Here is an 11824-nt window from a genome sequence, read left to right as displayed (position 1 = left end):
GATCGTAGCCTGGATTGCAGGCCAGAACGAGCATACCCAGAAACACCCAAACTAACATCCACGCTGAAAGCCTTACTAGGCAAGCGTCATAGCCATGCTCCTTTTCAGGGTGGAATAAGGACAGCTAACTGTAGCAGAGAGATCGCTAAACTTGGCACCAGAGCCCACCTCAACAAGTAGAAAAAACACAAGAATGATAAGATATCCAAATATCGAAGAAATACGATAAGATAAGATATCTTAAAAGAGACGTGGGGTTATATCTCAGACTTGTCACCCTTAATCTCACACCAAGTACCCAGTAAATTTAGAGGCTGAAAGCCAGGTAGGGTGTCTCACACTATTTGTCATCTAAAGCTAAAACGCTCTTCTAGCTTAGGCATTTCAGCATTAAGACGGCCCCAAAACTGATTGTTAGACAACATAGGCACATCAATAATTAGACCTTTCAGCATAAACACTAAAACTGCACACAACCCCGCTTAGTTTATTTAAGCAATCAAGAGCCAACTTACACGATACAATAAGATAAAATAAAATAAGATAAGATAAGATAAGATAAGACTACATGGCTGAGATTGCTCTTGGTTAACGATCGTGGTTATGAAGGTGAGGGCAACACCTGCTGCTTCCATAAAAGTGTTTTGTTTACAACCTTAAGCGTTTCTTCCTCGACCGACAAATACGATTGCCCCTAAAGTAGCTTCACTCATATCTCTGAAGCTACTTATGAAGTTAGGTTCCAATCCACCCATTCTCTCCACGGACTCAGCCGCCAACCTCCTTGACCCGATCGAGATCATCAATACGATGATTGACCTTCGCGCTCAACTGGCGGAACTCGAACAGCAAGTCCAAGCTCTTCAGCCTGCATTTTATGCTGCCTGTGCTGTACTAAACACTGACAAAATCGAGGTTGAACGGGCGATCATCAGCCGCAGGCTTTCACCAGGCAAATGGAATTATTCCAATGACATTGTGGAGCAGGAAGAGCTACTGACGCGCCTCAAGAAGCAGTTCCAACAGGCTCATGAACCGATTTCAGGTAGAGAGGTCATTTGGGCAGTCAAGCTGCTGTTACTAACAACCTGACTGGGCAGAGGAGAGCAATCACTCCAGCCACACACTCGACTGATATACCCGCATTTGAATGAACGGCAGCCCACAGTGCTCACAGCGTTCGTTCTCCCACAATGCAGGGGTACGGAATCCGGTTCCACAGATTGGGCAATTTGAAAGTAGACGGAGGGTATGATGATCGCACCCCTCTCTGCCCTCCTGCTGCCAGTTAGCCTGATGCACAAACGTTTCTGCATAGCAGACTGCACACAACCGGGTTTGTAGGTGCAGGCGAACCGGGGGCAACATCTTTACCAGTTGTTCGGGGTCTACCTCAACCAGCTTGGATAGGGCAATCAGTTGTAGCTCGGTTGGGTTACGTCGGCGTGATGGTTGTTCCCATGCCTGCACCCAGATCACTCGCACTCCCAAGTGATCAGCAATTGCCCGATGACTCAACTGATTGGCGCGGCGGAAGCGTCCCAAAAAGTGACCGAGGCTTTCTCCTGGCACGGGAACAACTCGAAATACCCAGCTTTCATCCCGCATCACTTGTACTCTAAGGCAACTTGACTCAGTAGCGATGCTTCAATACGCGATTGCCCACTCTGTAAAGCACGACGGGCAGCATTCCGGAGAATTTCATCAAGTGTGCCCAGGTAGCCCCTTGTAGTCGCTGCCAAGATTTTCTGCATTGCCGCACTGGTCAGGTTAGAAGGCTGTGGTAATCGCAACACATACTCCTCCCAAATTGCAGTCGTATCTTCTAAGGCTTGACTATCAAACCGATGAAAGCGGTGACAGGCCATAAAGCGGTTATGCACCTGCTCGTCGCGACGCACGACGGCATCCAGGCGATCCGTTCCCACCAGCACGACAGAGATTTTCAGCAGGTCGAAGATGTCGCGGATCTCGGAAAAGGTCTTGGGGCGAAACCGATGTGCTTCATCCAGGATAATCATCTCTACCTGACAGGTGCGTAGCAACCGATAGACGCGCTCCCGTAAGTCAGAAATCGTACCATTGGTGATGCGGTATTTCAGATGCTCCAGTAACCCCACAAACAATTCTCGTTGCCCAGTCTCGGTCGTCGCGTGCCAGTAAATCACAGGAATAGTTGGGGCATCCCCACTGGTGGTTTGCGTGGCGTGTTTCAGTCGGTATGCATCACAGGCGATCGTCTTCCCAGTTCGAGAGTCCCCAATGCCCCGACAAGCCTGCCGACATTGGTGCTTGTCATCTAACCAGTCGTGAAATTGTTGCACAGCCGCTAGTTCCACAAATCATTGCCACTGAAGGCGGGCGATCGCTTCTTGTGTTTCTGGCTTGACTGAGTCCGATGACAATACAATCCATTCTCGCTCCTCTGACTTCATAGCAATCCTGCCTCTCGTCTCATCTGTTCATAGTCCAGTACCCGCACATACGGCACAGGCTTTTTCGGTTTCACCTCTTCCGCCACCAGTTCTGTGGTTGATTGAACTGGTAATACAGCATCCGTCTGAATCGTTGGAGCAGACAGCAAGGTAGGGGGGCTAATTGGATCTGCATCCAGTTTCTGTCGTTGTTGCCGTTGCAATTGCTTGACCCGCCGATCGCGAGATCGCACTTCCGCTAACTGCGATCCAGTGTCAATCGCTTTGCCTGCGGCCCGTCGACGTTCACTTAGGGCTTGTGCCTCCCGATAGGACAGGAGTTCGGTTTCCCAGCCCATTGCGTGGGCACGGGTCAAAAAAACTTCTTGGTTATTTTGAAGTTGATACACATAAACCGTCGTGATGTCTCGTGGGTTGTAGCGCAAAATCACCGTCTCTCCGGCATACGCCGCTAAATGCTCACCCTGGTAAGTGAGACTAGCAAACTGAAGATAGCCGCTTCGATATACCCGACGCTGATCCCGCCGCATCAAACACAAATCCAACTCTCGCTCCCCTAACAATGGCAATTGAGCAATTCGCCCCGCTTCCCATCGTCCTAGCCGGGTTTGGTCGCCCATGCGTACATCAATCGCCTGGTTGTAGTGATCTACGATGTAACGCACCAATAATTGCTCTAGCTGCATCAGAGTCAAACAAGCTTCCGATTCTGCCGCAGGTGATCGCGTCTCCACGTTACTGCTGACGTAGCCGGGAAGGGTAGAGAAGAACTGCGTGTTAAACGTGCCAAAGGGTCGCTCCACAATTCCGCCATCTGAGGGCTTGCGTCGCAGACACAGCACAATTCCTAATTCCGTTGCGACTTGCTCTAGATGCTGAGATCGAAAGTCTTTGCCCCCATCGGTGTACAAATACTGTGGCAACCCATACGTCCCCCAGTTCCCTTGCAATTCGTAGGCGGAACTATATTGCTTGGGCATAATGGCGTGGCGTAAGGCTAAACACACGACAGCGGAACTAGGTGCATCAAGGCCAAGATGAATGCCCATAATGCACTGCGAATAGGTGTCTACAACAATCGTTAACCACGGTCGCCCCAACAGTTCCCCAGATTGATCGACGACCAACACATCAGCGCGGGTGTGATCCACCTGCCACACTTGATTTGAGCACTCGATCGCGATCGCTAATCCTTCCCACGTGTGCAGTGTCAATCGGTCCTGTCGCCAACCTAGCGTTGGCGTAGCCTGTGCGCTAGCACACTCGTTTTTGTTGTTGCTTCTCAATATGCGGACGCAAAATGCGATAAACGGTCGTGCGTCCAGGGTAGTCCTCAACCCCAAGCGTTTGGGCACGCGCCTGCACTTGAACGACAACCTGTGCCGGACTCATTTGCCGACTCCCACGATTGCCATCCTTATACGTTTTTACAATGAAGTCCTGCCACTCCTGGCTAACTTTGATTCTGCCCTGATCCGATCGCGGTTGGCGTGACAACCCGGCAACGCCTAACTCCTGCCATGCTTTCACCAGTCGTCGCAGGCTTCGCACACTAATTCCTAAACTGCGGGCAGCTTGCCGCTGCACTTGCATATAAGTTTTCGTCCCTCGTGCTGCCAATAGCTGCTGAATTATACACATTCGCTGTTGCACATAATCCGGCAGTTCGCTGCCGCTATGGACGATCGCCCACTGATCGTCTGTATCCGTTTCAGGCAACCTCAGAGCAAGTTGCGTTGCAGGAGCACCGACAGGGGAGTCTGAAATCAGTTCGGTTGCATTGTCCATCGCGCAACCTCGATCAAAAGAATACCTGATTATAGAGGGAGCGCGGTCAAATACCGTGGAACGTTTTCATTGAGTCCAGATTCTCAACCCCGCTCAACATCTCGATCTAATCCACTCCCAGCGAGCATTCTAAACTCTATTGATCGCGGTCAAATACTGGCGGATCACGGTCAGTTATCGTGGTACGCGACACTTGGGGATCAGGAATCTATACACTTTACTGGAATGCTTGTATATCAAGGGTTATAGCCACACTGTTTATTTGTCCTTTCTCCATGCAGCTTTTGAATCAGAAACTCAGCACTTATCTTATCCAGCTTAACGGCTAAACGATAAGCAATTCAAATCATGAAAAATTTCAATATGAATATTGACGCCCCCTCAGTATTGACAAATAGAAGTATTGATAATCAAGGCATTCCGCGTGAACACTGGAACTGCTTATAATCCCATATAACTTATTCAAAGTATTTGGGTAACCAGTTTTTTAAGTACAATAAGTAAATTGAAATAAGATAGAATTACATAATTGCGATCGCGCTTAGTTTGGTAACAATCGCAGTCGCAAAGTAAAATGCTCGTCGCCTAACACGGCAAGACTGGCAATGGGGCGATCGCTCTCGTTGCACCCTTCTAGCTGTTGGTAAGGAACCAAATTCTATCTGCTATTGCAAATGACATAATAAAACTCAGAAACCTAATGGGAATTATCGGGACGGTGCTATGGTTTCACTGACGTTGCCACTAGTGCTGGAGATAACAGAGGTTCGTCTCACCGATGAACAGTTCTACCAGCTTTGTCTCAGTAACCCTGACCTGACCATTGAACGGAGTGCTAAGGGAGCTTTGATTGTTATGTCTCCTGTTGGTGGGGAGGGCGGTAGCTATGAAGCGGAGTTTGGTACTGACCTGGGCATTTGGAATCGTCAGTCCCAATTGGGCAAAACCTTCAGATCATCCACCCTGTTCAAATTGCCCAATGGGGAAGATCGCTCCCTGGATGCCGCATGGGTAGAACTATCCCGTTGGCAAGCTCTCACTCCAGAACAGAGACGCAAATTCCCTCCCATTGCCCCTGACTTTGTGATCGAGTTACGCTCTCCTACCGATAATTTGGAACTGCTGCGGGCAAAGATGCAGGAATACATGGATGCCGGAGTTCGATTGGGCTGGATATTGAATCCCCAGGATCAACAAGTCGAGATTTACCGCCAGGGGCAACCTAAAGAGGTGCGACAACTGCCGACTTAACTCTCGGGCGAAGACGTGCTGCCCGGTTTTGTCCTACCCGTAAACCGCTTTCAGGACTGAGTAGCCTACTCCGATAGGAAAGATTCCTAAAATTCGGATGGCAATGCAACTCAGCAATCAGAAATTCATCGCCCCGATCCCAAGCAGTTTTTGACTCAATGGGAGGGAAGAAAACTCGCTGAAGTTCCTGAAATTTAGCTGTTCGTACTTCTTTCCACGGAGAGATGTCATCCGATCGCTCCTTTACTATTTGCACAATTTCCACGCAAACAAAGAAGGATGCAATTATTCCTAAAAATAAAAGTAGTACTTTTATACTAAAATGATGGTGACACTTAGCAATCAATCTTGAACACCAATTATGTCCAATCACTCCGGCAGTTACATGCTGAATGACCTGTTAAAGTTGATGGATCAAGAACACCTCTTCGAGGGCTTGGGCATGGAGAAAACCCAAGCGCTCATCCGAAGATTGGTCGGCATGGCTCAATTCTATGATTGCAATGGTGGCGAAATCCTGGAGAATTTGACCGATCGCTTTCAGCTTTGTTATTGCTGTTTAGCCAATACAAAAGCACAAGACCTCAATCATGGTCTCTGCCCCCGCTGTCGAGGAGAGGTGGATTAAGCATCGATAAATCACCCAATCATGCCAGATATCCTGCAAGGGACTCATGCAATCAGCCAGTACATCCCGACCTCCTCAGCAAAATGATGAGCATCTCAGTCCAGTCGCGGCGAAGAGCTCATGCTCAAGAAACTCAGTACCCGCTAGAAATGGTGCTTGAGATGGCGATCGCGGGGTTTCTGGATAATGAAGCCATTACCTTCGCGGATTGCCGTCCCTCGCAAATTGAGTCAGGCTCTAGCTTGAGCGCATGAGAATTTAGTAATTTTATTCATCACTTTTGCATAAGATACGACAAGGATAAGATAATTGGTTCTTGACACGTATCGAAAAGATTCATGATTTTTCATCGCTGAAATCGTAGTTTTGACCTATGCTGGCGCAGCATATTGTCAATTCAATTCAGGAATGCGATTAGAGTTACCCAATTCAGCTCAACTTCCGATTGATTACAGCGTCAGCAGTCCATTTGACATCATCAATGAGATGATTAATCTCCGGATTCATGTGTTTGAGATGGAACGTGAAATTCAGGCTCTGCAACCCGCTTTTTTTGCCGCTTGCCTTGCACGCAATACTGAGAAGATTCAACATCAACGGGCGACGATCACCCGCAAGCTGACACCCGCTCAGTGGACCTATTCATCCGACGTTTTAGAACAAGAAGCGCTACTCAACTTCATCAAGTTGCAGTACAGCGCCTCAGCAATCCAGAACTGAGTGAACGAGAACTAGAAGTACTCCGCTCACTCGCATAGGGAATGAGTAATCCTGAGATTGCGGTGGCTTTGAATATTGGTGAAGGCACGGTTAAATCCTATGTCAATCGGATTTTGAATAAGTTAGATGTGAGCGATCGTACCCAAGCGGTGATTGTTGCTGTGAAACGCGGCATTGTTAGTTTATAAAATATACTTTCAATCAAATTCGGATTCTACCTTAAGTTATAGTTAGCCTTCTACTTTGCGATCGCATAGTTACTCTATCAATTTGTACTGTAAAAAAGTTAACTCACGATAGACGACGGCTTGAAAGCGATCTCTTATATTGAATTTATGCTAATAGAGATCAGTCAAGTGAATCGAACAAGTCAATTGCAAGGTTTCCTGTCTGCTACGCATGTAGTATGATCAGCAACGATCGTAGCCAGCGTTCCTTACTTATCCCACCTTCAACCCAAGATTGGATGCAAGGTGGGCTGAGTGCTAAGGTTATGCTGGTGATGTATGGAGATTATCAAGTCTCCAGAAGTGCAGACGTTTATAAGCTCATTAGAGGAATCAAACCAAAACTGAGTGCTGCTGGTCGGTTTCTCAATGGGAACAGGCCAAGTCACACCTTATCTTGGCAAATACGGCTCAGAGCGGGTTCAGAAAACCGTTCTCATGTGGAATATTGCCGTAGGTGCGTCTGCAAAAGGGACTGAGTCCACCGCAGCAAGACTACCCAAGTTGATTAAAAACAGTCAACTGGTTGTCATTCCTGGCAAACCACACGCGATCAACTGGACTCATACGGATCAGGTCAATCCCGTCCTGCTGGACTTGCTTCAGCAGGAATAATCAGTGATCCTTTCTTCGCCGAAATTCACAGCTCCTGAGCTTGATCCGATTGTGTAATTGCAAGCCTAAACTGATGCTGATCCACAAACTAAACGACTGTGAAAAAATTATCGCTGGAGATGGAACTGTTCTGCGCGAACTGCTACATCCTGACAAACAAAATATCAACCTACGTTACAGTTGGGCGCATGCGCTTCGATTCCCCATTCTCTAAAGACTTCTGAGGTTTATTACATCATTAGCACTATTGGCAAAATGTCGTCAATAGCGAAGCTCGTCGCATTGAACCAGGCGATACGGTTTACATTCCTCCAAATGCCATCCAGTTCCTTCACAACTATGGTGACGAACCTATTGTTTTCGTTTGTCTGGTTGATCCAGCTTGGCGCAAAGAAGACGAAATGATTTATGCACCTGAAATTGAGGCAACCGCATCACTCTAATTCAATCGCTCAAAACTATGAATTCACAAACAACGCAAACCACTACTACTGCTAACAAGTCGGCAATCCGTACTTTCCATCACCAGATGATTGATGCTTGGAATCGTGCCCGGAAGTTGACGCTAGAACGGCAATTCTTCTTGGGCGCGTTTGACTCGCTGAGTGCAGAAGTTCAACGTCAAGTAACCGACCTCGTTACAGGTATCAAGCAGCGTCATCAAGCAGATCAATCTTGAGTTTTTAATTGTAATTGCATGGCAGAGGCTGATATGGAGTACATGAAAGCTGCGGTACTGACCGCTTTTGGTAGTGCTGAGGTGTTTGAATTTCAAACCATACCGAAGCCAGTTCCAAAAGCAACCCAAGTTCTGGTAAGAGTATATGCAACCTCGCTCAATCCCCTTGATTATCAAACCCGTCGAGGTGACTACAAAGATTTAGTTCGTCTCCCTGCAATTATCGGAGTTGACGTTTCGGGTGTGATTGAAGCGATTGGAGAGGCAGTCACTCATTGCCAAGTTGGAGATGAAGTTTACTACTCACCCCAGATTTTTGGCGAGTTTGGTAGTTATGCTCAATACCACGTTGCAGAGGAAAGCATTGTTGCAGTTAAGCCGACTAATTTGACCCATGTTGAGGCAGCTTGCTTGCCGTTAGCAGGAGGAACCGCTTGGGACTGCCTTGTAACCAGAGGGAATTTACAAGTCGGTGAAACAGTTCTAATTCATGCTGGAGCGGGTGGAGTCGGTTCGATCGCAGTTCAACTGGCGAAAGCAATGGGTGCTTATGTATATACAACATGCAGTGCAGAAAACTTTGACTTCGTTAAGAAGCTGGGTGCAGATTATCCCATCGACTACAAGCATGAAAATTATATTGAAGTGATTGGGCGAGAAACGAATGGTCGGGGTGTTGATTTGGTTTTAGACACAGTTGGAGGAGACACGATTGGACGTAGCTCAGAAGTGATTCATCCATTTGGAAAACTTGTCACAATCGTTGATACTGCAACTCCTCAAACACTTCTTGATGCATGGGGTAAGAATTTGACGATTCACTTCGTTTTCAGTCCTCAGTATAGAGACAAATTGGACGCACTGAGGAAGCTGATTGAACGCGACCAGATTCGACCTGTCATTGATTCAGTTCTGCCTTGGAGCGATATCGTTCAAGCTCATCAACGTTTAGAACAGGGAAGAATGCGAGGCAAGATTGTCCTGCAATTGACTGAGTGATAAAAACGCGCTGCCATTTCTTTCCTTCAAGAGAGAAACACCGGACTTAGATTTTAGGAGAAATAGAATGATACTTCAGGATAAGGTGGCGTTAGTCACTGGAGGCACATCGAGAATCGGTAGAGCTACCGCGATCGCTTATGCCCAACAACAAGCAAAGGTAGTGGTGGGTCGTCGAATGCAGTATCTACCAGGATGAAACCTTCGTCTCTCTCTTTTCGAGAAGAGGACAACCTGTTCAAGTTCCGTGGCAATTCGCGTTAGTTTGTGTGATGCAATGCAGTTCATCGAGAATTTGTCTGACCGTCAAGCCGCAGATGCTGTCCGTGCTCTTTTTGATTGGTAATGCCGCACCATCCGAGGGGTAATCCTGCCCCCAACGGCATCGGTTAATTCTTTGATCGTCAATGCTTGCGTCATTTCCACCCAAAAAGAGCCTACAAGCTTGACATTAACATTAATGTCAAGGTTTAGCCTGAGAGCAGATGTTCTTGATTCTGTCCATGCTCTACCCTACTCGCTTGACTCGCGTTGCCACCGATCATCCCGATGCCCTGGCAGCATTGCTTTGTGGAATATTAGTGCTGCTGGGTTGGAGTGCCTTGCAGTTCAACTGGCTGGGGTTGGCGTTATTCCTTCTGCCTGCTGCCTATGTCATTGGCGGGTTTGCAAGTGCCCGTGAAGGATTGACCACATTACTTCAGGAGAAAGAACTGGATGTGGATCTGTTGATGATTGTGGCAGCCCTCGGAGCCGCATTCCTGGGACTGTGGCGGCAGGAGTACTACCTGATTGTGGATGGAGCCATTCTGATCCTGATTTTTGCCATCAGTGGGGCGCTGGAAGGCTATGCTATGCAACGGACTGAGCGGAGTATTCGGGGCTTAATGAGCTTAACGGCAGACACCGCACGAGTGGTGGTTAACGGGCAAGAACGAACTGTACCAATCTCAGATTTACAGGTAGGCGATCGCATCCGAGTCAAGCCAGGAGAACTGATCCCCACAGATGCCGTGATTCTGGAGGGAGAAACAGCTCTCAATGAAGCCGCGATCACGGGAGAATCGCTTCCCGTTGAGAAAACGATCGGGCATGAGGTGTTTGCAGGAACGTTAAATGGCTATGGAGCCTTACTGCTGAAGGTACATCAACCACCTGAAAGTAGCTTGTTGCAACGAATCATCCGCGTTGTGGAACAAGCACAGACCGAAAAGCCCAAATCCCAGCAATTTATTGAACGCTTTGAGCGGGGCTATGCCCGTGTGGTGGTTTTGGCGGGAATTCTGCTGGCAATTCTGCCTCCTTTTCTCTGGGAATGGAGTTGGGAAACGACCATCTACCGCGCCTTAATCTTCCTCGTCGTTGCGTCGCCTTGTGCGCTGGTTGCCGCCATTATGCCCACATTGCTATCGGGCATTGCTAATGGAGCCAGGCAGGGCATTTTATTCAAAAGTGGTGCCCAGTTGGAATTGATTGGCAAGGTCAGGGCGATCGCCTTCGATAAAACGGGAACATTGACCACTGGAAAACCCCAGGTTTACAAAGTCATTGCAGCCGCAGGATACACCGAAGCCGATGTGATAAACCTCGCAGCAGCACTGGAAGCCTACTCAGAACATCCCATTGGGCAGGCAATTTATCAGTACGCAACTCAAGGTTTGTCCACGACAAATGTATCTGTAGCCTCTGTTCAGGCACAACCCGGACAGGGAATTACTGGTTTAAAGGAAACTATTCCCGTTTGCGTGGGGCAAGCAACGTTTGTCCAATCGAGCGTACAAACCGTTCCAGCGGATTTGCTGACAACTACCAATCGCCTGGAACAAGATGGCAAAACGGTGGTTTGGGTCGCTGAAGCAGACAACGTGGTTGGATTAATTGCGATCGCCGATACCCTTCGACCCGAAGCAACTGCTGCGATCGCCCAACTGAAACGGATGGGAGTTGAAGCGATCGTCATGCTGACAGGGGACAATCAACAAACAGCAAGTAGCGTGGCGCAATCAATTGGAATTGACCAGGTTTATGCAGAATTGCTTCCCGAAGAGAAACTTCAGATTATTCAAAAACTCCAGCAGCAGTACCAAACGGTTGCAATGGTGGGAGATGGTATTAATGATGCACCTGCACTGGCTCAAGCCACCGTTGGCATTGCGATGGGAGCCGCTGGAAGTGATGTCGCATTGGAGACCGCAGATATCGTTTTGATGACCGATCGCCTGGAAAAAATTGCAACTGCCATTCGTCTAGGGCAACGTTCTCAAACTGTTGTTAAACAAAACATTGCCTTTGCGCTCAGTTTTATTTTGCTCCTGATTATCACTAATTTCATTGGCAACATCACATTACCACTGGGGGTCATCGGGCACGAAGGATCAACTGTTTTAGTTATCCTTAGTGGCTTAAGACTTCTACGTCATTAGAAGAATGGGTCAATTCTTCCTTGCTAGAATACAGCCATCATTCAACTCCGATCACCAAA

Annotated in this window: 15 protein-coding genes; 11 read left to right on the top strand and 4 right to left on the bottom strand. The window is 47.9% G+C overall.

All coding sequences use genetic code 11. From position 1 onward, the window contains the following. The first annotated feature begins 729 nt into the window (after positions 1 to 729). Positions 730 to 1092, top strand: a complete 363-nt coding sequence (locus ACN4EK_RS24690; RefSeq protein WP_431660940.1) for a hypothetical protein — start codon at positions 730 to 732, stop codon at positions 1090 to 1092. An 18-nt stretch (positions 1093 to 1110) separates the two neighbouring features. Here ACN4EK_RS24690 and ACN4EK_RS24685 read toward each other — a convergent pair whose 3' ends face one another. From ACN4EK_RS24685 to ACN4EK_RS24670, 4 genes are all read right to left on the bottom strand, one after another. Next, positions 1111 to 1608, bottom strand: coding sequence for a helix-turn-helix domain-containing protein (locus ACN4EK_RS24685; RefSeq protein ID WP_431660939.1), 498 nt, complete (start codon positions 1606 to 1608; stop codon positions 1111 to 1113). Continuing rightward, a complete protein-coding gene (locus tag ACN4EK_RS24680; protein ID WP_431660938.1) occupies positions 1608 to 2324 on the bottom strand; it encodes a TniB family NTP-binding protein in 717 nt (238 codons plus the stop codon). Before ACN4EK_RS24680 ends, ACN4EK_RS24685 begins: the two co-directional genes overlap by 1 nt. Positions 2325 to 2431: 107 nt before the next feature. Further along, positions 2432 to 3649 (bottom strand): transposase, encoded by a 1218-nt coding sequence (locus ACN4EK_RS24675; protein WP_431660937.1) that lies wholly within the window; start codon positions 3647 to 3649, stop codon positions 2432 to 2434. A 40-nt stretch (positions 3650 to 3689) separates the two neighbouring features. Continuing rightward, positions 3690 to 4223: a helix-turn-helix domain-containing protein gene (locus ACN4EK_RS24670; RefSeq protein ID WP_431660936.1), complete on the bottom strand. Its 534-nt coding sequence runs from the start codon at positions 4221 to 4223 to the stop codon at positions 3690 to 3692. A 723-nt stretch (positions 4224 to 4946) separates the two neighbouring features. On the opposite strand from ACN4EK_RS24670, the gene ACN4EK_RS24665 reads away from it, so the two are divergent. The 10 genes from ACN4EK_RS24665 to ACN4EK_RS24620 all read left to right on the top strand — a co-directional run bounded on the left by ACN4EK_RS24665 (position 4947) and on the right by ACN4EK_RS24620 (position 11765). Beyond that, complete coding sequence (locus ACN4EK_RS24665) at positions 4947 to 5474, top strand: Uma2 family endonuclease (protein WP_431660935.1); 528 nt, start codon at positions 4947 to 4949, stop codon at positions 5472 to 5474. Positions 5475 to 5835: 361 nt separating this feature from the next. Continuing rightward, complete coding sequence (locus ACN4EK_RS24660; RefSeq protein WP_431660934.1) at positions 5836 to 6102, top strand: hypothetical protein; 267 nt, start codon at positions 5836 to 5838, stop codon at positions 6100 to 6102. 86 nt (positions 6103 to 6188) lie between these two features. Continuing rightward, positions 6189 to 6356: a hypothetical protein gene (locus ACN4EK_RS24655; RefSeq protein ID WP_431660933.1), complete on the top strand. Its 168-nt coding sequence runs from the start codon at positions 6189 to 6191 to the stop codon at positions 6354 to 6356. 154 nt (positions 6357 to 6510) lie between these two features. After that, positions 6511 to 6822, top strand: a complete 312-nt coding sequence (locus ACN4EK_RS24650) for a hypothetical protein (RefSeq protein ID WP_431660932.1) — start codon at positions 6511 to 6513, stop codon at positions 6820 to 6822. 41 nt (positions 6823 to 6863) lie between these two features. Continuing rightward, positions 6864 to 7010, top strand: coding sequence for a response regulator transcription factor (locus ACN4EK_RS24645; protein ID WP_431660931.1), 147 nt, complete (start codon positions 6864 to 6866; stop codon positions 7008 to 7010). Between the two features lie 408 nt (positions 7011 to 7418). Further along, entirely contained in the window at positions 7419 to 7664 is a 246-nt protein-coding gene (locus ACN4EK_RS24640; protein WP_431660930.1) for an alpha/beta fold hydrolase, read from the top strand. A 460-nt stretch (positions 7665 to 8124) separates the two neighbouring features. Continuing rightward, positions 8125 to 8343 (top strand): hypothetical protein, encoded by a 219-nt coding sequence (locus ACN4EK_RS24635; RefSeq protein ID WP_431660929.1) that lies wholly within the window; start codon positions 8125 to 8127, stop codon positions 8341 to 8343. Positions 8344 to 8361: 18 nt separating this feature from the next. Continuing rightward, positions 8362 to 9342: a zinc-dependent alcohol dehydrogenase family protein gene (locus ACN4EK_RS24630; protein ID WP_431660928.1), complete on the top strand. Its 981-nt coding sequence runs from the start codon at positions 8362 to 8364 to the stop codon at positions 9340 to 9342. A 67-nt stretch (positions 9343 to 9409) separates the two neighbouring features. Beyond that, positions 9410 to 9541 carry a hypothetical protein gene (locus ACN4EK_RS24625; protein WP_431660927.1) on the top strand — a complete coding sequence of 44 codons (132 nt, stop codon included), beginning with the start codon at positions 9410 to 9412 and terminating at the stop codon, positions 9539 to 9541. Between the two features lie 304 nt (positions 9542 to 9845). After that, positions 9846 to 11765, top strand: coding sequence for a heavy metal translocating P-type ATPase (locus tag ACN4EK_RS24620; protein ID WP_431660926.1), 1920 nt, complete (start codon positions 9846 to 9848; stop codon positions 11763 to 11765). Positions 11766 to 11824: the final 59 nt, after the last annotated feature.

This window comes from Pantanalinema rosaneae CENA516, assembly GCF_050753385.1.
In the GTDB taxonomy this organism is placed as follows: Bacteria; Cyanobacteriota; Cyanobacteriia; order Leptolyngbyales; family Leptolyngbyaceae; genus Pantanalinema; species Pantanalinema rosaneae.
The sequence above is the reverse complement of the archived record's forward strand: the minus strand, read 5'-3'. Positions and strand labels throughout refer to the sequence as shown.

What these genes read in the sequence shown, in the direction of transcription:
- ACN4EK_RS24690 (WP_431660940.1), top strand. Translation starts at nt 730, where the DNA reads ATGAAGTTAGGTTCCAATCCACCCATTCTCTCCACGGACTCAGCCGCC.
- ACN4EK_RS24685 (WP_431660939.1), bottom strand. Translation starts at nt 1,608, where the DNA reads ATGCGGGATGAAAGCTGGGTATTTCGAGTTGTTCCCGTGCCAGGAGAA.
- ACN4EK_RS24670 (WP_431660936.1), bottom strand. Translation starts at nt 4,223, where the DNA reads ATGGACAATGCAACCGAACTGATTTCAGACTCCCCTGTCGGTGCTCCT.
- ACN4EK_RS24665 (WP_431660935.1), top strand. Translation starts at nt 4,947, where the DNA reads ATGGTTTCACTGACGTTGCCACTAGTGCTGGAGATAACAGAGGTTCGT.
- ACN4EK_RS24660 (WP_431660934.1), top strand. Translation starts at nt 5,836, where the DNA reads ATGTCCAATCACTCCGGCAGTTACATGCTGAATGACCTGTTAAAGTTG.
- ACN4EK_RS24655 (WP_431660933.1), top strand. Translation starts at nt 6,189, where the DNA reads ATGAGCATCTCAGTCCAGTCGCGGCGAAGAGCTCATGCTCAAGAAACT.
- ACN4EK_RS24650 (WP_431660932.1), top strand. Translation starts at nt 6,511, where the DNA reads ATGCGATTAGAGTTACCCAATTCAGCTCAACTTCCGATTGATTACAGC.
- ACN4EK_RS24645 (WP_431660931.1), top strand. Translation starts at nt 6,864, where the DNA reads ATGAGTAATCCTGAGATTGCGGTGGCTTTGAATATTGGTGAAGGCACG.
- ACN4EK_RS24640 (WP_431660930.1), top strand. Translation starts at nt 7,419, where the DNA reads ATGGGAACAGGCCAAGTCACACCTTATCTTGGCAAATACGGCTCAGAG.
- ACN4EK_RS24635 (WP_431660929.1), top strand. Translation starts at nt 8,125, where the DNA reads ATGAATTCACAAACAACGCAAACCACTACTACTGCTAACAAGTCGGCA.
- ACN4EK_RS24630 (WP_431660928.1), top strand. Translation starts at nt 8,362, where the DNA reads ATGGCAGAGGCTGATATGGAGTACATGAAAGCTGCGGTACTGACCGCT.
- ACN4EK_RS24625 (WP_431660927.1), top strand. Translation starts at nt 9,410, where the DNA reads ATGATACTTCAGGATAAGGTGGCGTTAGTCACTGGAGGCACATCGAGA.
- ACN4EK_RS24620 (WP_431660926.1), top strand. Translation starts at nt 9,846, where the DNA reads ATGCTCTACCCTACTCGCTTGACTCGCGTTGCCACCGATCATCCCGAT.